At 39.7% G+C, this 20,711-nt stretch carries 16 protein-coding genes and 10 tRNA genes; 20 read left to right on the forward strand and 6 right to left on the reverse strand.

What is annotated here, in order from left to right; translation table 11 throughout:
• Positions 1–2: 2 nt before the first annotated feature.
• Entirely contained in the window at positions 3–983 is a 981-nt protein-coding gene (epmB, locus tag HWV00_RS02145; protein WP_255554872.1) for an EF-P beta-lysylation protein EpmB, read from the reverse strand.
• Between the two features lie 105 nt (positions 984–1,088).
• Here epmB and efp point away from each other — a divergent pair, with 105 nt between their 5' ends.
• Together efp and epmA are read left to right on the forward strand one after the other, a co-directional pair.
• Positions 1,089–1,655 carry an elongation factor P gene (efp, locus tag HWV00_RS02150; RefSeq protein ID WP_211684500.1) on the forward strand — a complete coding sequence of 189 codons (567 nt, stop codon included), beginning with the start codon at positions 1,089–1,091 and terminating at the stop codon, positions 1,653–1,655.
• A gap of 254 nt (positions 1,656–1,909) precedes the next feature.
• Positions 1,910–2,884, forward strand: a complete 975-nt coding sequence (gene epmA, locus HWV00_RS02155; RefSeq protein WP_211684501.1) for an elongation factor P--(R)-beta-lysine ligase — start codon at positions 1,910–1,912, stop codon at positions 2,882–2,884.
• A 76-nt stretch (positions 2,885–2,960) separates the two neighbouring features.
• Here the strand turns inward: epmA and mscM are convergent, their stop codons facing one another.
• From mscM to rsgA, 4 genes are all read right to left on the reverse strand, one after another.
• Positions 2,961–6,293, reverse strand: coding sequence for a miniconductance mechanosensitive channel MscM (mscM, locus tag HWV00_RS02160; protein ID WP_211684502.1), 3,333 nt, complete (start codon positions 6,291–6,293; stop codon positions 2,961–2,963).
• Positions 6,294–6,364: 71 nt separating this feature from the next.
• A complete protein-coding gene (locus tag HWV00_RS02165) occupies positions 6,365–7,222 on the reverse strand; it encodes a DMT family transporter (RefSeq protein ID WP_211684503.1) in 858 nt (285 codons plus the stop codon).
• A 219-nt stretch (positions 7,223–7,441) separates the two neighbouring features.
• Complete coding sequence (gene asd / locus HWV00_RS02170; RefSeq protein ID WP_211684504.1) at positions 7,442–8,302, reverse strand: archaetidylserine decarboxylase; 861 nt, start codon at positions 8,300–8,302, stop codon at positions 7,442–7,444.
• 183 nt (positions 8,303–8,485) lie between these two features.
• Positions 8,486–9,526, reverse strand: coding sequence for a small ribosomal subunit biogenesis GTPase RsgA (gene rsgA / locus HWV00_RS02175; protein WP_211684505.1), 1,041 nt, complete (start codon positions 9,524–9,526; stop codon positions 8,486–8,488).
• Positions 9,527–9,655: 129 nt separating this feature from the next.
• Here rsgA and orn point away from each other — a divergent pair, with 129 nt between their 5' ends.
• The 13 genes from orn to HWV00_RS02240 all read left to right on the forward strand — a co-directional run bounded on the left by orn (position 9,656) and on the right by HWV00_RS02240 (position 14,065).
• Positions 9,656–10,222 (forward strand): oligoribonuclease, encoded by a 567-nt coding sequence (gene orn / locus HWV00_RS02180; protein WP_211684506.1) that lies wholly within the window; start codon positions 9,656–9,658, stop codon positions 10,220–10,222.
• A gap of 139 nt (positions 10,223–10,361) precedes the next feature.
• Positions 10,362–10,437 (forward strand) — tRNA-Gly (locus HWV00_RS02185).
• Between the two features lie 33 nt (positions 10,438–10,470).
• Positions 10,471–10,546, forward strand: a tRNA-Gly gene (locus HWV00_RS02190).
• Between the two features lie 71 nt (positions 10,547–10,617).
• A tRNA-Gly gene (locus HWV00_RS02195) sits at positions 10,618–10,693 on the forward strand.
• Between the two features lie 71 nt (positions 10,694–10,764).
• A tRNA-Gly gene (locus HWV00_RS02200) sits at positions 10,765–10,840 on the forward strand.
• Positions 10,841–10,898: 58 nt separating this feature from the next.
• A tRNA-Gly gene (locus HWV00_RS02205) sits at positions 10,899–10,974 on the forward strand.
• Positions 10,975–11,045: 71 nt separating this feature from the next.
• Positions 11,046–11,121 (forward strand) — tRNA-Gly (locus tag HWV00_RS02210).
• A gap of 71 nt (positions 11,122–11,192) precedes the next feature.
• Positions 11,193–11,268: transfer RNA gene (locus HWV00_RS02215), tRNA-Gly, on the forward strand.
• Positions 11,269–11,347: 79 nt separating this feature from the next.
• Positions 11,348–11,423: transfer RNA gene (locus HWV00_RS02220), tRNA-Gly, on the forward strand.
• Between the two features lie 58 nt (positions 11,424–11,481).
• A tRNA-Gly gene (locus HWV00_RS02225) sits at positions 11,482–11,557 on the forward strand.
• 58 nt (positions 11,558–11,615) lie between these two features.
• Positions 11,616–11,691: transfer RNA gene (locus tag HWV00_RS02230), tRNA-Gly, on the forward strand.
• Positions 11,692–11,901: 210 nt separating this feature from the next.
• Positions 11,902–12,393: a DUF4442 domain-containing protein gene (locus HWV00_RS02235; protein WP_211686279.1), complete on the forward strand. Its 492-nt coding sequence runs from the start codon at positions 11,902–11,904 to the stop codon at positions 12,391–12,393.
• Between the two features lie 325 nt (positions 12,394–12,718).
• Positions 12,719–14,065, forward strand: coding sequence for a sodium:proton antiporter (locus tag HWV00_RS02240; protein ID WP_211684507.1), 1,347 nt, complete (start codon positions 12,719–12,721; stop codon positions 14,063–14,065).
• Between the two features lie 104 nt (positions 14,066–14,169).
• Here the strand turns inward: HWV00_RS02240 and queG are convergent, their stop codons facing one another.
• Complete coding sequence (gene queG / locus HWV00_RS02245) at positions 14,170–15,312, reverse strand: tRNA epoxyqueuosine(34) reductase QueG (protein ID WP_211684508.1); 1,143 nt, start codon at positions 15,310–15,312, stop codon at positions 14,170–14,172.
• A gap of 209 nt (positions 15,313–15,521) precedes the next feature.
• Here queG and tsaE point away from each other — a divergent pair, with 209 nt between their 5' ends.
• The 5 genes from tsaE (at position 15,522) to hfq (ending at position 20,669) form a co-directional block, all read left to right on the forward strand.
• Positions 15,522–15,998: a tRNA (adenosine(37)-N6)-threonylcarbamoyltransferase complex ATPase subunit type 1 TsaE gene (gene tsaE / locus HWV00_RS02250; RefSeq protein ID WP_211684509.1), complete on the forward strand. Its 477-nt coding sequence runs from the start codon at positions 15,522–15,524 to the stop codon at positions 15,996–15,998.
• 13 nt (positions 15,999–16,011) lie between these two features.
• On the forward strand, positions 16,012–17,361 hold the full coding sequence (locus HWV00_RS02255; protein WP_211684510.1) for an N-acetylmuramoyl-L-alanine amidase: 1,350 nt from the start codon (positions 16,012–16,014) through the stop codon (positions 17,359–17,361).
• Positions 17,362–17,368: 7 nt separating this feature from the next.
• Positions 17,369–19,426, forward strand: coding sequence for a DNA mismatch repair endonuclease MutL (gene mutL, locus HWV00_RS02260; RefSeq protein ID WP_211684511.1), 2,058 nt, complete (start codon positions 17,369–17,371; stop codon positions 19,424–19,426).
• Between the two features lie 25 nt (positions 19,427–19,451).
• Complete coding sequence (gene miaA / locus HWV00_RS02265) at positions 19,452–20,342, forward strand: tRNA (adenosine(37)-N6)-dimethylallyltransferase MiaA (protein WP_221344647.1); 891 nt, start codon at positions 19,452–19,454, stop codon at positions 20,340–20,342.
• A gap of 84 nt (positions 20,343–20,426) precedes the next feature.
• Complete coding sequence (gene hfq, locus HWV00_RS02270; protein WP_211684513.1) at positions 20,427–20,669, forward strand: RNA chaperone Hfq; 243 nt, start codon at positions 20,427–20,429, stop codon at positions 20,667–20,669.
• The last annotated feature ends 42 nt before the right edge of the window (positions 20,670–20,711 follow it).

Raw genomic sequence — 20,711 nt, forward strand, 5'->3', positions numbered from 1 at the left:
TACTAAATCGAAATAGGCGTTTTACTTTTTTCACCACCAATCTCTCGTACTAACTTTGGCACTAAAAATCCGGGTAAACGTAATAACAGTTCGTTCATTAAGGTAACCGCTTTTTCTTCGGACACATCAAAATGGCTCGCGCCTTCGACTTTGTCTAATAAATGCAGATAATAGGGCTGAATGCGATTATCAAATAGGCGTTCGTGTAATTCGACCAAATCATCAGCATTGTCATTAATATCGGCCAATAATACGGCTTGGTTATATAAGGTGATGCCTGCAGCTGTCATTTTTGCTAATGCTGCTGGTAATTCTGCAGCCAATTCATTGGGATGGTTTATGTGTAATACCACGCTGCAACGCAGGCTAGACTGTTTTAATAACGCCACAAATTCATCAGTGACACGACTTGGCATGACTACGGGTAAGCGAGTGTGTATGCGTAGACGTTTCAGGTGCGGGATCTGCTCTAATTGTTCAATGAGCCAGCTTAGCTGATTGTCGTTTGCCATGAGTGGATCACCACCACTAAAAATAACTTCGATGATCTCAGGCTTTGAGCGAATATAGTCAATGGCCTGTTGCCATTCGTGTTTGTTATTACTATTGTCTTGATAAGGGAAATGGCGACGGAAACAATAGCGACAATTGATTGCACAGCCACCACGGACAATAAATAATACGCGGTTGGTGTATTTATGCAGTAATCCTGGTACGGCTGATTCATGCTCATCAAGTGGATCTTTAATGAATCCGGCTTTTTGAATGAACTCTTGCTGCTTGGGCATGACCTGCAAGAATAACGGATCTTTTGGGTTACCTTTTTCCATGCGATCGACAAACGATTGCGGTACGCGCATAGGGAATAGCTGCCTTGCCGCGTAATCAGATTTGAAACTTGTCTCGGGAAGTTCTAGTATAAAAAGTAGCTTTCTGGGATCTGAAATGGCACTTGCTAAGTCTTTTTTCCAATTTTCCTGCATCTTTGCTCCATTTCGGGTTATCATTTGCGGCATTATTGAACTCTAATTATTGAATTCTAATTATTCAATTCTAATTATTGAAATCTATTTTTTCATGAGGATAACATGGCAACATACAAAACCAGTGACTTTAAAGGCGGCTTAAAATTCATGCTTGATAATGAGCCTTGCTCAATCATGGAGCATGATCATGTAAAACCAGGCAAAGGCCAAGCATTTCACCGTGTTAAAGTTCGTCGTTTAATTTCTGGTAAAATTTTAGAAAAAACATTTAAGTCTGGTGAAACTGTTGAAGCAGCAGACGTAATGGAAATAGAATTAGCGTATCTATATAACGATGGCGAATACTTCCATTTTATGAACAATGAATCGTTTGAGCAAGTTGAAGCTGATGTAAAAGCAGTTGGCGATACGGCTAAGTGGTTAGTTGAACAAGATATCTGCGTTATTACTACGTGGAACGATAACCCGATTGCTGTTACACCACCAAACTTCGTTGAATTAGAAGTAACAGAAACAGATCCTGGCCTAAAAGGCGATACACAGGGCACAGGTGGTAAACCTGCAACACTAACTACAGGTGCCGTTGTTCGTGTACCACTATTCATCCAAATCGGTGAAGTAGTTAAAGTTGATACACGTACTGGCGAATATGTTGGCCGTGTAAAATAAGTTGATTTTACGCTAATCTAATTAGCGTTAATAAACGATAAAATGCCAGTCTATGACTGGCATTTTAGTTTTTGTGAAATGAGTAAAACCTTTCGAAAAACAATATTGATAGCATTAATTAAAGTGAGTCGACTGTGCTGACTGAAATACCATCTCAGCTCCTTCATAGCGCACCGGACATTTTTAATTAATATTATCTGATGATACATAATGGCATAGCGTTAATATTTTAAGTAATTAGAACCGGAGTGGGTATGAGTGAGTTAAATTGGCAACCGAGTGCAAGTTTTAATGCACTGCGTGCTCGAGCTAAAGTATTGAATGTCATCCGTGAGTTTTTTGCGCAACGAGATGTACTCGAAGTCGATACGCCAGCGATGAGTCAAGCTGCTGTTACCGATGTACATTTAGATGCATTCAGCACGGTATTTGTTGGCCCTGGTTATAGCCAAGGTTTGCCCTTATATCTGCAAACATCACCTGAATTTCACATGAAAAGATTGCTAGCAGCAGGCAGTGGTTGTATTTACCAAATGAGTAAATCGTTCCGTAATGAAGAAGCTGGCCGTCACCATAATCCCGAATTCACCATGTTAGAGTGGTATCGTATTGGTTTTGATCACTTTCAATTAATGGATGAAATGTCTGAGCTACTCACCTTAGTACTTGATTCTGGTAAAGAGCAGCGCTTCACTTATCAGAATGCATTTAAGCAATTCTTACAGTTAGATCCGTTAACCGCATCGATGGATGAATTACGCCAAGCGGCAAAGCCGTACGGGGTTTATGACGTGTTAGAGAATGAACCTGACCGCGATACTATCTTACAGTTATTGTTTTATGTGGGCGTTGAGAGTCAAATAGGACAAGATGTGCCTTGTTTTATCTATGATTTTCCAGCTTCACAAGCAGCGCTTGCGCGTATTAGTGGTAAAGATAGTCGTGTTGCCGAGCGTTTTGAAGTGTATTTCAAAGGTATCGAACTGGCGAATGGCTTTCATGAGTTAGCGGATGCGAAAGAGCAGCTGGCTCGTTTTACCGCGGATAATAACAAGCGTAAAACAATGGATTTACCTGAACAACCTATTGATCATTATTTAATTGATGCGCTGGCTGCTGGTTTTCCTGATTGTGCTGGTGTAGCACTTGGTATTGATCGATTACTGATGTTAGCAACAGGTGCGAATAGCTTGGATGAGGTAATCGCCTTTCCAACACCGAGAGCATAATCTCGCGCTAAAAAGAAAGGTGAGTGCGCTTAGTGATGAATTTAAGCGGGATTTACTCACCTTTTCTATTTTTAGTTTATCTTAAACTGCCTTTTTTCATGCTCATTATATGGCTACTATCACTGACTTTAACGCCATTTTTTACGTGTAAATCTAACTGTGGTAGTGCAATGCGAATATTGTGTTCTTTAAATACGTGAGTGATGCGAGTATTCAGTTCATGAGTCATGGTCAAGCGGTGGCCCATTTCAGATACGTAACAACGTACTTCAAAGCGTAATGCGTGTTGTGCAAATTCAATAAAGAATACTTCAGGTCCTGGATTATCAAGGCTTAAGCTATTTTCTTCCGCGCTTTCTAATAGCAGTTTTGTCACCAGTTCAATATCTGAATTAAACTCAACGCCAATATTAATGATCACACGGGTGATGGAATCAGACAGTGACCAGTTAATAAATTGCTCTGTAATAAAGGCTTTATTCGGCACAATAATTTCTTTTCTATCCCAGTCAACAATGGTCGTTGCGCGGGTTTGAATTTTACTGATACTACCCGTTAAGTCACGGATGGTGACCGTATCACCAATACGGATTGGCTTTTCGAATAAGATAATTAAACCGGATACAAAGTTGGCAAAAATTTCTTGTAAACCAAAGCCCAAGCCGACGGTTAATGCAGCCACTAACCATTGTGTTTTCGCCCAATCAACGCCTAAGAAGTTAAAGCCAACGACAATACCAACCGAAATAGTGATGTATTTAGCTAAGGTGGTGATCGCAAAGCCTGTACCGGCTGCAAGATCGAGATGCTGCAAGATTAATAATTCAAGCGCACCCGATAAATTACGTACCAATACCATCGTGAGCACAAAAATAATGATGGCTAACAAGCAGCTTTTTAGGGTAATGGGGTCAATATATTCAACTCCATTTAAGGTATTTGATGCATCCCAAAGGGTGATTGAATCTAAGAAGATAAATGCACTTTGAATTTCGGACCAAAACAACGCATTTAATGCGACAAATAATAACGTTAATAAAGTACGTAATAAGCCGAGTGATTGCGCACTGATTTGATCTAAATCTATCTCGGGTTCTTCAATGTCAAAATGGCTTTCTTGGCTGGTGTTTTGTTCGCCTTTTTCTACTTCTTTCGCACGTTGGGCAATGATGTCGATACGTTTTGCTTTTGCGCGCTCAAATGCTAAACGACGTTTTTGTAAGTGCATGCCACGGCGAACTAAATAATAGCTTAATAAAAAGAACAGCCCCATTAACAGCGATGATTCCATCTGTTTTAGCAATACTTGAGCTGTATATAAATATCCCATAATCGCCATTATTGCAGACGCGATTGGCGCCATAATAAAGATGGTCCAGATGGTATGGTGGACAATATGCGGCTTACCATTATTCTTTTTCTGGTAAGTAAGTGGGAGCTTTTCACGATACAGGCGGTAATAAAATTGTACCAATGCACCACACGTAATTATAAAGGCAAGGCGACCCAATGAGCCATCATAAGCCTGCTCTGGGTATTGGTAGCAAAGCACTTGGATAATATAAGAAGGCCAAGAAATTAAAAATAGAACGTTGTAATAGCTCCAAATTTTGGCAATACGATCTTTATCTATCTTAAGATGAATTTGCAGTAGTCCTTTATTACGCGTGAGATTACGCATAAATAGATATATGACTAATAAGAATAATGATTCTTGTAATGCATGACCAATATTGACCGCAAATGGAAATTCCCATGCACTGATGAGCATTTCGGAAATCAACAGCAGTGAGACAGGTAAAATCAATGCATCAGCTAATGAATATGCAAGATTACGTAACGTATAAGTAAATTTGTCTTGTGTTACTTTACCCACTTTCGGGTGTGTTATTGCGATGTGTTTAGCGAAGTATTTATTTAATGGCGAACGTAAATAAGCGAAACCAAAAATAAGGAAAATAGCGAGACCTAAAGTGCCTAAAGGTAGCGACACTAAAGCTTGAGGGATCGTAATACTATTATCAATCGATGTAAGCCAGAGCATGCTCGTGAACAAGTCTGATATCGTTTGGGTATTTAATGGCGGTGAACTTGGTACCCAAAATAAATGCTCGTCAGCTTGCTGTTTTATCTGCACTAATGTGCTGTTCATTTTACTATAGCTGACTTTTAATTTGGCTTGTTCGTAGATGTGGTTATCTAAGCTTGAAATAAGTTGGCTAAGCAAGAGTCGACGTAGTTCAATAAAGCGTAATAAGCTGTCATGTTCTACTTCGTTTAGAATTTTTGTTGTTAGCGGTAGGCCGTCTAACTGGGTGAGCATTTTTTGATAACGAAAACGTGCTAAGCGGCTTTCGACAATTTCATCTTCTAATTTTTCGAGTGGTGGCTCACTGGGTAAACTACTTACCTGAGCGCGTAGGTTTTCACCAAATGCGGAGCTTATTTTTAGCCATTCAACTTGCTCATTAAAATTAATTAACGTGGTTGTTAGCGCATCAACTTGTTGTGTTACTGATTGTTGCTTACCTTGAATCGTTTCATTCTTTGTCGAAATAATTTCGAGCTCTTTCGACAGTTCTTGATTGATTTCTAATTGCAGTTGTAAAAATGGCGAGCTAATGAGTGATGAATCATTTATTTGTTTACTGCGTGCTATCGCGTCTTCGGCTTCTTTGCGTAAGATACTATTACGTAGGTCTGTTAATGTGGCTAAGTATTCACTTACCCCTTTCTGATCTAATTGACTTAAACGGCGATTAAGTTGGGCTAATTCACTGCGATTACTGGCACTGAGTTGCTCAAGCTCTAACATCTGAATCTGTGTAGAGAGTGATGATTCTTTTATCTGTAAAGAAATGCGCAGCGCTTCTTGCTCGCTGTTTAAATTACCGTTACCAGCATCAACTAACTTGTCATGATCTTTTTGTGTGCTGGTTAACTTGCTACGTAAACGTTCAATGTCAGTTTGAAATGAACTGATTCGAGTACCTATCGCTGTCAGTTCACTGCTGCGCTGTTGTTGCTGTTTTTTTAAATCTGTATGGCTAGAGTTTTGCTTGGCAATTTCTTGCTCAACTTTATTCAACGACCAGTCACTTGGATCTGAAAATTCAGTCTGTTGATAGTCTGCAATTTCTGCTTTTAATTTTTGAGAGGTAACTGGGTAGTCATCAATAATTTTTTGGTAGCTAATTGCAGTATGGCGAGCATTACTGTCTTCGGTTAAATCTTTTAATGCTTGCTGATAATACTTTAGCTGTAATTTAGTTGAAGGGGTTGGTTCCAGTTCTTCTAGCTGAGCAATAGTGTTGTTAAGCTGGGCTTCACCATAACTAGGCTGTGCGTAAACTGGATTAATAAATAATGAAAATAGAATAAGTAAAATTACATAATTTTTAGTCATCATAATATTTCATAAGTTCGAGTCACAATGCAATTGAATATCGGATTATCCATTTTCAAACTGCGCTTATCGAACTATTTTTTTCCTGCATTCCATGTTTCAAAAAGGGCGGCAGAAACCACTAATACGCCTCCCGTTATGGTTGCAGCATTGGGGATTTCACCTAGAAAAGGGATCGCTAGCAAGCTACCATAAAGCGGCTGTAAGCAGGAAATAAGACCTACTGTTTTTGCTTTAAGGTAACGCAATGCTGTAACTAGCAGTGTGTGCGGCATTGCCGTAAAGCAGATCCCTAACACAACTAATAACGTCCAACTGTCATTATTTATATCCGCTAAGTTTACACTCAAAAATGGCGAAAGCATACACGCGGTGAATAATGTTTGATAAAACATTGTGTGGGGACCACTGTAATGCGATAGCTTACGTTTGTAGAGTATATTTCTTAAAGTAAACAGAAATGCGGAGCTAATACCACTAATAATGCCGAGCGTTACGTCATTTTCTAAAGACAATTCAGGTACTAATAAACTGATTCCGATGAGTACGACGATCGCTGAAAAAACATCTTTAATATGTATTTTTTCTTTATTAAAGAGTGGTTCTAAAAATACGATCATGACAGGATAAGTGTAGAAGGCAATAACGCCAATCGCAATGGTAGACAGTTGCATACCGAGGAAGAAGGTGACCCAGTGAGCACCCACTAACATAGCCAGTAACAAGGCCCACAAATAGTCAGTTAGCTTATTTAACCGTAAAGGTTGCTTCGTTATTTTTAATAATAAACACAGAACAATACTGGCAATAACACAACGGATAATGGTGATATCAAGCGCGCTTAACGGGATCAGCTTAGAGAATAAAGTGGTGCCACCCATTAATAGCGTCGCTGAGTGTAGAGCCCATAGCCCTTGTTTATGTTGTTCCATTAATTGCTACATCCTTGCAATTTGAGCCAGTTCAATTGGCATTGTGAATAATGACTATAACAGTTGTCTAGAAACAATAATGGAATATTTTATTTATGGATTATAACGGGTGTATTTACGAATGGGGATTGTATTGGCAAGTTAATGAGAGAAGGGGATGTTCCCGTTACAATGATAAGGACTGTAACGGGAATATAAGGTTAGCTGTTGAAGCTAACCTTATTTAGTTTTGATACGGGCAAATGCTTCACCCATTATCGTTGGTGTTGTTGGTTGTAGTTCATCAACAAATTCAACCGCGTCTTTAGCAAAAACTGCAACGATAGTAGAGCCAAGTTTAAAGCGACCCATTTCTGCGCCTTTTTCGATAACGATTGGCGCTTGGTTTTCATACGTCCAACGTACGATCTCTTTATTCTTTGATGGTGCTACAGTACCGTGCCAAATCGTCTCGATTGAAGCAACGATTGTTGCGCCAACTAATACCATTGCAAATGGACCTACTTCGGTATCAAAGATAGCGATTGCACGTTCGTTACGTGCAAATAGATTAGGTACATTTTGTGCTGTTAATGGATTTACAGAGAACAGCTCGCCCGGTGCAAAAATCATTTCTTTTAGCGTACCTGTAATTGGCATGTGAATACGGTGGTAATCACGTGGCGACAAATAAACCGTCGCAAAATCACCATCTTCAAATTTGTTTGCTAGTTGGCGATCGCCACCTAATAATTCGCACACACTGTAATCATGACCTTTAGCTTGCACAATACGACCTTGCGTAATTGGACCTGCTTGGCTTACCGCACCGTCAACTGGTTGGCATAACATGTTGTCGTCAGCATTGATTGGACGAACGCCTTCTTTTAATTCACGGGTAAAGAAGTCATTAAACGTTTGGAAATGTGCAGGATCTGAGTGTTTTGCTTCATCCATGTTCACATTGTAACGCTTGATAAACCAAGTAATTACATTTGTTGTTACTTTGCCGTGAGCACCAGCTGCAAATAAACCAATAAGACGAGATAAACCGTGTTGAGGAAAGCAGTATTGGGCAATAACTTTAAGCTTGTCTAGCACCTTAGAGCCTCTTAAATAGTTGAATGAGTTAGAATTAACGCTATTGTAACAACTTTGACTATTGTTGTCAGAATTAGCTGTTGTCAGAATTTGCGTGATTAGATTAACCAGGTAAAGGTTATCTTGCTATTTATGCTAGCAAGATAACATTGTTCTGGTTATTATTTTGTCATCGTGTGTAAGTTATTTACGTACAGGGATATGACGAGTAGGGCGATTATCTAGCATGGTTTCTAAAATACGTAGGTAGTTGTCAAAACGTATTTTTTTGATCTTGCCTTGTTTTATCGCATCTTGCAGCGCACAACCGGGATCGTTTTTATGCTTACAATCACGGAAGCGACATTCACCTAAGAAGTCGCGGAATTCGATAAAACCATTCGCGATCTCTTCTGCTTTCATGTGCCAAAGTGAGAATTCACGAACACCTGGTGAGTCAATTAAATCACCACCTGATGGGAAATGATACAAACGTGCAGTGGTTGTTGTGTGAGTACCTAAACCTGATTTCTCAGATACACCACCTACTTCTACATCTAGCTCAGGCATCAGTGCATTCACTAACGATGATTTACCTACGCCTGATTGACCAACAAAGATAGTAGTATTATCTTTCAACAGGTGTTGTAGATCAGACAAACCTTTACCTTCGAGAGACGATACTTGCCATACTTCATAGCCGATATCACGGTAAGTTTGTAATTGTCGATTAATGGCAAACAATTCATCTTGGCTTAATAAGTCGATTTTGTTTAATAAGATAACAGGACGAATTTTTACATCTTCGGCAGCCACGATATAGCGGTCAATGATGTTAGTTGAAAACTCTGGTACCACAGAAGATACGATCACGATCTGATCGATATTTGCCGCGATAGGTTTAATACCGTCGTAGAAATCAGGGCGGGTTAATACGGTTCTGCGTTCGTGTACTGCTTCAATAATACCAGAAATGCCTTGTAACTGTTCATTACCTAAGCGCCAAACTACACGGTCACCTGTTACTAAGCTCGCAATAGAACGACGTAGATTACAGCGGTGAATAACACCATTTTCATCTTCTACATCAGCATGTTGACCGAAACGGCTAATGATCACACCTTCTTGTTTTTTGCCGAGAAGTGCATCATCCCATTCTTGTGTATCTTGCTTTTCTAAACGTTTAGTCTGGTTGCTACGTACGCGACGTATTTGACCTTGGGTTAAATGTTTCTTTTTAGCCACGGGTAATTTAATTCCTGAGTTGTAACAAGCGTATTGTAGTACAGCTGTTGCTGAACATCGCATTTCGAGGTCGATTGAGTATAATAACCTTAAATATACGATTAAACGACAACTATTAGGATCCCGTCTATGCAACTTGCCGACAAAGCAGCGCAATTTAATGAAAATAATTTAGTTTGGATTGACCTCGAAATGACAGGTCTTGATCCTGAAAAATGTCTGATCATTGAAATTGCTACTATCGTGACTGATAGTGAATTAAACATTCTTGCAGAAGGACCTGTATTAGCTATTCACCAAGATAAAGCTGAGCTTGATAAGATGGATGAGTGGTGTACTACGCACCATACAAACTCCGGTCTTGTTGAACGTGTTTTAGCAAGTAAAGTCACTGAAAAAGAGGCTGTTGCGCAAACATTAGCCTTTTTGCATCAGTGGGTTCCTGCCGGTAAATCCCCGTTATGCGGTAATAGTATTGGTCAAGATCGTCGCTTTTTAGTGAAGTACATGACGGAGTTAAATGATTACTTTCACTACCGTAATGTGGATGTGAGCACGATTAAAGAGCTTGGTCGTCGCTGGTGCCCTGAGGTTGTGTCTAGTTTCCACAAAGAAGGTTTGCATTTAGCACTGGATGATATTCGTGAATCAATCGGTGAATTACAGCACTATCGTCAACATATGTTTAAAATTTAATCACACCTACGACTGGTTCGATAAATTTGCGAGCTTATAGTAGAAATATTCAGCAATAACAGGTTTATTTATAATAAAACCTAGGTCTACGCTTGCAAAAACCAGTCGGTTCTATATAATTCGGCCCCTAAGATGAGATGCGGTACTAGCTCAGTTGGTAGAGCGCAACCTTGCCAAGGTTGAGGTCAAGAGTTCGAGCCTCTTGTACCGCTCCAATCTTATCTTAGAATACCAAGTAGAATGACAAAGCGGTACTAGCTCAGTTGGTAGAGCGCAACCTTGCCAAGGTTGAGGTCAAGAGTTCGAGCCTCTTGTACCGCTCCAAATTCAGATTGATTGGAATGTTAATTCATTCGAGTGAATCGAATAGTTGAGAAACTTTAAATCAAAATGAAGCGGTACTAGCTCAGTTGGTAGAGCGCAACCTTGCCAAGGTTGAGGTCAAGAGTTCGAGCCTCTTGTACCGCTCCAAATTCAGATTGATTGGAATGTTAATTCATTCGAGTGAATCGAATAGTTGAGAAACTTTAAATCAAAATGAAGCGGTACTAGCTCAGTTGGTAGAGCGCAACCTTGCCAAGGTTGAGGTCAAGAGTTCGAGCCTCTTGTACCGCTCCAATTCTTTTGTTACACCAATGATGAAAGAATAAGTTGAGAAACTCTAAATCAAAATGAAGCGGTACTAGCTCAGTTGGTAGAGCGCAACCTTGCCAAGGTTGAGGTCAAGAGTTCGAGCCTCTTGTACCGCTCCAAATTCAGATTGATTGGAATGTTAATTCATTCGAGTGAATCGAATAGTTGAGAAACTTTAAATCAAAATGAAGCGGTACTAGCTCAGTTGGTAGAGCGCAACCTTGCCAAGGTTGAGGTCAAGAGTTCGAGCCTCTTGTACCGCTCCAAATTCAGATTGATTGGAATGTTAATTCATTCGAGTGAATCGAATAGTTGAGAAACTTTAAATCAAAATGAAGCGGTACTAGCTCAGTTGGTAGAGCGCAACCTTGCCAAGGTTGAGGTCAAGAGTTCGAGCCTCTTGTACCGCTCCAAATTATTGGTATTTTAAAATAAAAAGTTTATCACACCAATGATGAAAGAATAAGTTGAGAAACTTTAAATCAAAATGAAGCGGTACTAGCTCAGTTGGTAGAGCGCAACCTTGCCAAGGTTGAGGTCAAGAGTTCGAGCCTCTTGTACCGCTCCAATTCTTTTATCACACCAATGATGAAAGAATAAGTTGAGAAACTTTAAATCAAAATGAAGCGGTACTAGCTCAGTTGGTAGAGCGCAACCTTGCCAAGGTTGAGGTCAAGAGTTCGAGCCTCTTGTACCGCTCCAATTCTTTTATCATACCAATGATGAAAGGATAAGTTGAGAAACTCTAAATCAAAATGAAGCGGTACTAGCTCAGTTGGTAGAGCGCAACCTTGCCAAGGTTGAGGTCAAGAGTTCGAGCCTCTTGTACCGCTCCAATTTCCTATCTTATAATATCCTTACTATATTTATCATCCCTATTATTTTAAAATATCTATCTATCTATCATCGCTAATTTTATTCCATGTCATTTAGACCAATTGCAGTTATTTATTAAGTGTTATAGTACTTAATCATTTATGCTTTGTTATTGTATTAATATAAGCTAAGTAATTGTTTTGGAACCTCTTATGAAATCAGGGATTGACATGAAAGCAGATAATAAACTCAGTAAAATCGTAAAAAAAGTGACATATCTTCCAAAGGGTTGCCATGCATCAGCACTTTCGTTGGTCTTTGGTAGCGTCATTAAATTTGCTGGTACATCAAAAGTACGTGTAGAAAAATTAGATTTTTCAGGTTCTAAATTGAGTTTGAAAAATCGTAAGCGTGTGCAAAATCACATTGGTGGTGTTCATGCAGCAGCAATGGCACTACTTGGTGAATCTGCGACAGGTTTTTTAATTGGTATGCATGTACCTGATGATCGAATTCCATTATTGAAAAATATGAATATTGATTATGTTCGCCGTGCTGCGGGCGATCTTACTGCTATCGCCACATTAAGTGATGAACAAATTAGCCATATTCGTAATACAGAAAAAGGTGATATTTCAGTGCCAGTCGTGATCACGGACAGCAAAGGTAATGAGCCGATTAATGCTGAATTTATTTGGGCTTGGGTACCGAAAAAACGCTAAGTGTTTTATCGTATATCGACACTGCTTTAGTTTATCTAGATCTAAACTACACAATAAGGTGTGGTTTAGGTATATTCCCATCGAACCTCTATTTAGTACAATCTTCTATTCTTTATTTTTGCTAACCCTCCCTTTAAAATACTTTATAGTGATGGTTTAACTATATAATTTTAGGTATTATTTATAGGTTAAATACTCTATTTTTAGTCGTTGATACTGATATTGCTGAAAGTGCTTGATTTTTATGTTTAACAAGAACATTGTGTAGCTCGTAAAAATAATCTTCAGTCAATCTAATCAAACTTACTTCAATCAGAGGTGTAGCATGTCGGTATACAGTACCTTATGTTTTCTCGCTGCAGTTGCGATATTTATTGCTTTTATCAATAGCAAAATTGGCAAAATGCAAACAACAATCGCGATCACAGCAGGATCTATAATACTTTCTTTAGGTATTGTGGTGGCTGGTCAAAATGGCTGGTTTCATTTAGAGCAAATCGCGACAGAGCAATTAAATAGTATTAATTTTGAGAGCTTTTTATTAAAAGGCATCCTTGGTTTCTTACTATTTGCGGGTGGTTTGGGTATTAAATTAGCCCATATGAAAGACCAAAAATGGGAAATTACCGTACTGGCACTCGTTGCGACTTTGTTTTCAACGTCCTTTATTGGCGGTGTGTTATGGGGTTTCTGTCAACTGGTTGGTATTCCATTAGATTTCATTTATTGCCTGTTATTTGGTGCACTTATCTCTCCAACCGATCCGATTGCTGTATTGGCGATTGTTAAAAACTTGGATGCGCCACAACGTATTTCGACACAAATTGAAGGTGAATCATTGTTTAATGATGGCTTTGGTTTAGTGATTTTTATGACGCTTTTCACTGTCGCATTTGGTACAGAAGTACCAACGGTGAGTAGCGTGACACAGCTGTTCCTACATGAAGCCATTGGCGGTATTATTTATGGTTTTGCACTTGGTTTAGTATTCCATTACTTAATCAGCTCTACCAATGACCACTCGATGGAGCTCTTGCTGACAATTGCTATCCCAACCGCTGGTTATGTGTTTGCTGACGTGATCCATGTATCAGGTCCATTAGCGATGGTGGTTGCTGGTATCATGATCGGCAACTGGACACGCCAAAAAGGCTTTTCACCGGAAAGTGAGTACCATCTGGATCACTTTTGGGAGTTAGTTGATGAATTCCTCAATGGTATTCTATTCTTACTAATTGGTATGGCTATGTTGTTGTTTAGCTTCCATAAAGAAGATTGGATCTTAATGGTTTTTGCTATTCCATTAGTCTTGATTGCGCGTTATTTAAGTGTGAAGTTCTCTTATTTATTCTTCAATCGCTTTCGTAGCTACAATCCGTTATCAGTGAAGATCCTGACTTGGGGTGGTTTACGTGGCGGTTTAGCATTGGCGATGGCTCTGGCAATTCCTGCGGGGGTATTTGTTATTCCTGAGAAAAATATCGATGTGAGAGAAATTATTCTAGTCATGACTTATTCGGTAGTTGTGTTCTCTATTTTGGTTCAAGGTTCAAGTATCACAGGCTTAATTCATAAAGCAAAAGCATGGGAAGCAGAGCAACTTGATAAGAAATCAGCGGATGAAGTTGTAGCTGTTAACACCAATGAAGACGTGAGTAAAACGGATAAATAACCGTTAATTTACTTGTAATAAAAAGCGCATATAAGATTGTCTTATATGCGCTTTTTATTACTTATTACTCAGGAATTGGAATTCCGAACTCAGGGCACAGTTAATTAGGCATCGCGAGGGAGGGCTTTTTCGACCATGCGGATCAGTTTGTCTTTAGTTTTGTCTATCTGTAATACAGGAATGATGTTGTCTGATTTTTCCTGTTGTTGTTGCAGTGCCCAGGTAATATGTTCTTGTACCATTTCAGTTGTGTCTGGGTATTTAGCTTCTAGTGCTGTTACAATTTCTTGAGAGTAAGCTGCATTGCCTAAGGCAACTGAAATATTACGTAGCCAACGCTCATGACCAATACGACGAATCGGTGAACCTTCAGTTTGTTTTAAGAAATAGGTTTCATCCCATGCGTATAACGCTAATAGATCGGGTGAGTGTAGGTTTGAACGAGGGTGGAAATCTTGCTCATCAGTGAGCGCTGCAAATCGATTCCACGGGCAAATTAATTGGCAATCATCACAACCGTAAATGCGGTTACCAATTAAAGATCTAAACTGTTCAGGAATAGCGCCAAACAATTCAATTGTCAGATATGAAATACAACGGTTTGCATCAACGCTGTAAGGTTCAACAATGGCTTGTGTTGGACATATTTGTAAGCAAGCCGTGCACTTACCACAGTGATCTTCAATTGGCTTATCGATTGGTAGTGGTAAATTTATTAATATTTCGCCAAGAAAAAACCACGAACCGGCTTCTTTGTTTAAAATTAATGAATGTTTACCTGTCCAGCCTAATCCGGCTTTTTCAGCTAAAGGGCGCTCTAGTAATGGACCTGTATCAACGAAAGGACGAGCGTCGAGCGTTTCACAATGTTCACTGATTTTTTGGCCTAGATTTTTAAGGCGTTTACGAATAATTTTATGGTAGTCGCGACCGAGTGCATAACGGCTAATATAACCTTTATCTTTTTGTTTTAAGGTGGTCGCCATTAGTGCGTCTGGAGGGAGATAATCCATGCGTACAGATATAACTCGGATCGTACCTGGATAGAGTTCTTCTGGGTGGGTACGCATCGTACCGTAACGAGACATGTAATCCATATCAGCATGGTAGCCATTATCTAACCAAGTTTGAAAATGCGGCTCATATGTTGATAAATCAGTATCCGTAATACCGACCTGTTGGAAACCAAGTTCTGCGCCCCAGACTTTAATTTGTTGTGTAAGTTGTTGATAGTCTATCGGAGGCATGGTTTATTATCTGTCTATTAGTAAATTGAGGTAAAGTTTATCATATTGTGGTTTTCTTTGGGCTCGACAATTTGTAGAATCTACATACCTGTCCAATTTTATAAGTATGTCGCTTGTTAAAAGCACATTTGGTTGTTCGGGCATGAGTACGTGTATTTAACACGACTCAATATCGCGTTTTATTTTAATGTTTAAGGTATTCAAATTAGATGACAAATACAGTAAAAGTTTTATTAGCTGATGAATCACAAACCGTTGCTTTTGGTGCGAGTCTTGCGCGTGTATGCGATAGCGCAACGACCATTTTTTTACACGGTGATTTGGGTGCTGGTAAAACGACATTAACCCGTGGTTTTGTACAAGCGCTGGGTCATCAAGGTAATGTTAAAAGCCCAACTTATACATTAGTGGAACCGTATGAATTAGCAGATTGGAATGTGTACCATTTTGATCTTTATCGTCTAGCGGATCCTGAAGAATTAGAGTTCATGGGTATTCGAGATTATTTTGCTGAAAATTGCCTGTGTTTAATCGAGTGGCCACAACGTGGTGAGGGTTTCCTACCGGTTGAAGATGTTCAAATTACGCTTACATATGTTGGTGAGCAACGTGAAGTCGTTGTTGAAGGTATCAGTGAGCTAGGTGCAACGATTGTAAATAAATTAGCTAACCTATCTATAACGTAATTCTAGGATAACAATGTTTAAACGGATTTTATTATTAAGCATACTGTACTTTTGCTTTATGCCATTAAGTTATGCGGCCAATACAGTTAATGCTATTCGTATCGTCGAGCATGCAGATAAAACAAGGATTGTTTTTGATCTGGCGAAGAAGCCACTATTCAATGTTTACGCGCGTAATAAAAAAACACAGATCGTGGTCGACTTTGCGCATACGCGAAATATAGCTAGCGTCAGTAAATTAGCGCGACTAAGTAGTAATATCATCCGTGTAGAACAAGCGAAGTCTGCTAAATCGACTGATCTACGTATTATTTTTCATCTTGCGAAGCCAATTAAATACCGATTTTTTGAGTTAGCGGGCAGTCGAACGGCTAAAGATAGATTAGTTATTGATTTACCTGTAAAACCGACGAAGTCGGCAAAGCCTGTCGTTAAGAAACAAACAACACCTAGCGTTAAAAAAGTCACGCAAAAGCCAGTTGTTAAACATCCGAAAAGGGATGTTGTGATCGCGATTGATGCGGGACATGGCGGTAAAGATCCAGGTTCAATTGGTTTTAAAAAGTTTGTTGAAAAAGATATTAACTTAGCAATTGCGAAGAAAACAGTCGCTATTTTAAATCAGAAAAAAGGCATTAAAGCGGTCTTGATTCGTAAAGATGATCGTTATATTTCACTCAATGAGCGCTCTGCGATAGCCCGTAAATATAAAGCCGAATTGCTAGTCTCTGTGCATGCGGATGGCTTCACGTCATCTAAACCTGCTGGTGCCTCAACACTGATTTTGTCACAAGGTCGTGCTAAGTATGAATTTAAGAAAAAGCTACGTGACGATAATGTCGATGGGCTGCTCGGTGGCGTAGGTGATGCAATTAAAAACAGTGCTGGCACCGATGATTTACAATATATGTTTCTTGACCTTGGTCAGCAATATTCACAAAGTGCAGGCTATAGCGTTGCGTCATTAATTCATAATGAATTAGCTAAAGTGACGAAAATGCATAAATCAAAACCGTATGAGCAAAGCTTAGCGGTATTAAAGTCTCTTGATATTCCTTCTTTGTTGGTTGAAGCGGGTTTTGTGACGAATTATAAAGAAGGTAAAAAACTCACAACGCGTAGTCATCAGCGTAAAATTGCAAATGCGATCGCGCAAGGTACTTATCAGCATTTTCGTAATTCACCGCCCAAAGATACGTATTTAGCGTACATGAAAAATACCACGCATATCGTCGTAAAAGGGGAATCACTTTCTGTTATTGCTAACAGTTATGGGACTTCGATAACACGTATTAAACAGCTCAATAATTTAACGAAGAATACTGTATTTATCGGCCAAAAATTGAAAATACCAACGGGTTAGGTGTGTCATGAAAATTCAAATTTTACCACCTCGATTAGCTAACCAAATTGCTGCTGGTGAGGTGGTAGAACGCCCATCATCAGTGGTAAAAGAGTTAATTGAAAATAGTATTGATGCGGGAGCAACGCGCATTGATATTGATATTGAAAAAGGTGGCGCAAAGCTGATCCGATTGCGTGATAACGGCAAAGGCGTAGAGAAAGACCAACTTGGTCTGGCTCTAAGTCGCCATGCAACCAGCAAGCTTGCGACATTAGACGATCTTGAAGCCATTGATAGCTTAGGTTTTCGTGGGGAAGCGCTAGCCAGTATTAGCTCTGTATCTCGACTTACATTCACCTCTCGAACCAAAGCGCAAACAGAAGCATGGCAAGCCTATGCAGAAGGGCGCGACATGCAGGTGCAAGTGAAACCTGCTGCACACCCCATCGGTACAACAGTTGAGGTGATTGATTTATTTTTTAATACCCCTGCGCGTCGCAAATTTTTACGTACTGATAAAACCGAATTCAATCACATTGATGAACTGGTTAAGCGCATCGCGTTAAGTCGTTTTGATTTACAAATCACCTTAAAACATAACGGTAAAGTTATTCGCAGTTATCGCCCTGCGAGCACCATTGAGCAGCAAGAACGCCGTGTGGCGAGTATTACCAGTAACAACTTCATGGCAAACTGCATGGCGTTGAACTGCGAACACAATGATATAAAATTGTGGGGTTGGGTTGGTTTACCACATGATAATGCACCGATGGATGTGCAGTACAGCTATGTGAATGGCCGTATGATGCGAGATAAACTGATTAATCATGCATTGCGTCAGGCTTATGAAGAAGCGACTGGTATCGCTGCGCCGCCTGCCTATGTTTTATTTATTGAAGTATCTGTGCGAGAGGTGGATGTAAATGTTCATCCCGCTAAACATGAAGTTCGCTTTCACCAAGCGCGATTAGTGCATGACTTTATTTTCCAAGGCATATTTAAAGCGATCACCGAAGGTATCAGTCCATCGATGCCAGCGGCTGAGTTACCAGCTCAGGAAGTCGTTAATTATCCAGGGCAACTAAGCAGTCAAGAGTTGCCAAATAGAACAGAACAAGTGAACAGCCTTCAGTATGTAAATGAGAGCGCTGGGCACGATGTGAGTAGACAAGATAGAGTACCGAGCGGAATAACAGAGAGTGCAAAAGTCAGCACATATAATGGTGCAGCACCGATGCAGAAACAGCATCATTACGGTGTGACACCAGACAGTAATAGTGGTGCTAGAGACTCGCTGCGCGATAGTGCTGCTCAAAAGAAATCGAGCTTTGGGCAACAACATCAATATATGCCAGATAAACCGTCGGCTGGTGCGATTAAACAATACAACCATTTGTTACAGCCAAGCAAGGCTGAAATTGCAGAGCTAAACCAAGCGACTAGAGGGACTGTGAATCAAAATCGTCATTCGCAAGGACAGCATCAGGTTGAACAGCAAACATCGGCGCCTGTAAAATTGCTTAGTTTACTCGCTGATAACTACTTATTACTGCAAGATGATGGCGCGTTATTACTCGCTGATGTATTGGCTATGTGGCAGATTAACTGCAAAATGCAGCTGCTGGCGACTTGGGAACAAGGGGTTATATCACAACCGCTATTATTACCAATATCGATCAAGTTAGACAAAAACTTTGTTGAAACAGCAAAAAATCAGCAAATTTTGCTTAATCGTTTGGGTTTAGAGTTGAATTATAGCAATGCCGCCACCATTATCGTTAGGAAGGTGCCTGCACAATTACGCCAAGCGAATCTATCTGCTGTGTTACCGGAATTATTGCAACAGATAGTCCATCTATCCGAAAAGGCTACCGCCTCTGATGTTGCCCCCTTGTGCCATTGGCTTGCAATACAAGGTAGTCACGGATTGACCAAATTTACTTGGGAACAAGCGACTCAAATATATAGCCAATTTATTGAACAAGATAGCTGTGTACAACAGCAATATCGTTCTAAACTATTTGAGAAACTTGACTATATGTCTGTAATAGAGAGATTTAACTGTGACTCAGCAGCAAAATAAACCGTTACCAAAAGCAATCTTTTTAATGGGGCCAACGGCGTCAGGTAAAACGGATCTTGCTATTGAGTTAACAAAACGCCTGCCATGCGAAATTATCAGTGTTGATTCAGCACTGATTTATAAAGGCATGGATATAGGCAGTGCAAAGCCTACGGCTGAAGAGCAGGCGCAAGCACCACACCATTTAATTGATATTATTGATCCTGCGACGAGTTATTCAGCTGCTGATTTTCGCGCTGATGCATTAAAACATATGCAAGCGATCACAGAAGCGGGAAAAATTCCGCTACTGGTCGGTGGCACTATGCTTTATTTTAAAGTACTACTCGAAGGATTATCGCCAGTACCAACATCGGTACCGGAGATTCGCCAAGCAATTGAAGCTGAAGCGAAGTTACGTGGATGGGAATCATTACACCAAGAACTTGCATTGTATGATCCTGAGTCCGCAGCACGGTTACATCCAAATGATGCACAACGCGTGTGTCGTGCGATAGAAGTCTATCGTTTAACAGGTAAATCATTGACAGAATTAACGCAGCAAAAAGGTGACGCATTACCTTATGATGTTGCCCAGTTTGCCATTGCACCTACTGACAAAGCCGTTTTACACGAACGAATTGAACGTCGTTTTAAGCTCATGGTCGATGGTGGATTTGAAGCGGAAGTACAAGCCTTATATCAACGTGATGATCTGCACTTAGATTTACCTTCTATGCGTTGTGTTGGCTATCGTCAAATGTGGGAATACATTGATGGTCAAATGGATCATGATGAAATGATCTTTCGTGGCGTTGTTGCGACAAGACAATTAGCAAAGCGTCAAATGACGTGGTTAAAAAGTTGGAACGATCTAACTTGGTTGGACTCCAAAGCTAATGATAATTTAGAAAAAGTTTTATTATCAGTTGGCTAGAGTCTATTTTTAAGTTGTATACTGGTAATAATTAGTTATATCTTTCATTATAATAAAAATCTAATTTTAAAAAGGAAACTATTGATGGCTAAGGGACAATCATTACAGGACCCGTTTTTGAATGCATTACGTCGCGAACGGATTCCTGTAGCAATTTATTTAGTTAACGGCATTAAATTACAAGGACAAATCGAGTCATTTGACCAATTTGTTATCTTGTTAAAAAATACAGTGAGCCAAATGGTATATAAACATGCTATTTCAACTGTTGTACCGGCTCGTCCGTTACCACACGGAATTCAAACTGAAAGTGAAAGTGATAAATAATTCTTTGAAATTTAAAACAAAAAATCTTGTGAGTCATATACT

This window comes from Moritella sp. 24 (assembly GCF_018219155.1).
Classification (GTDB): domain Bacteria; phylum Pseudomonadota; class Gammaproteobacteria; order Enterobacterales; family Moritellaceae; genus Moritella.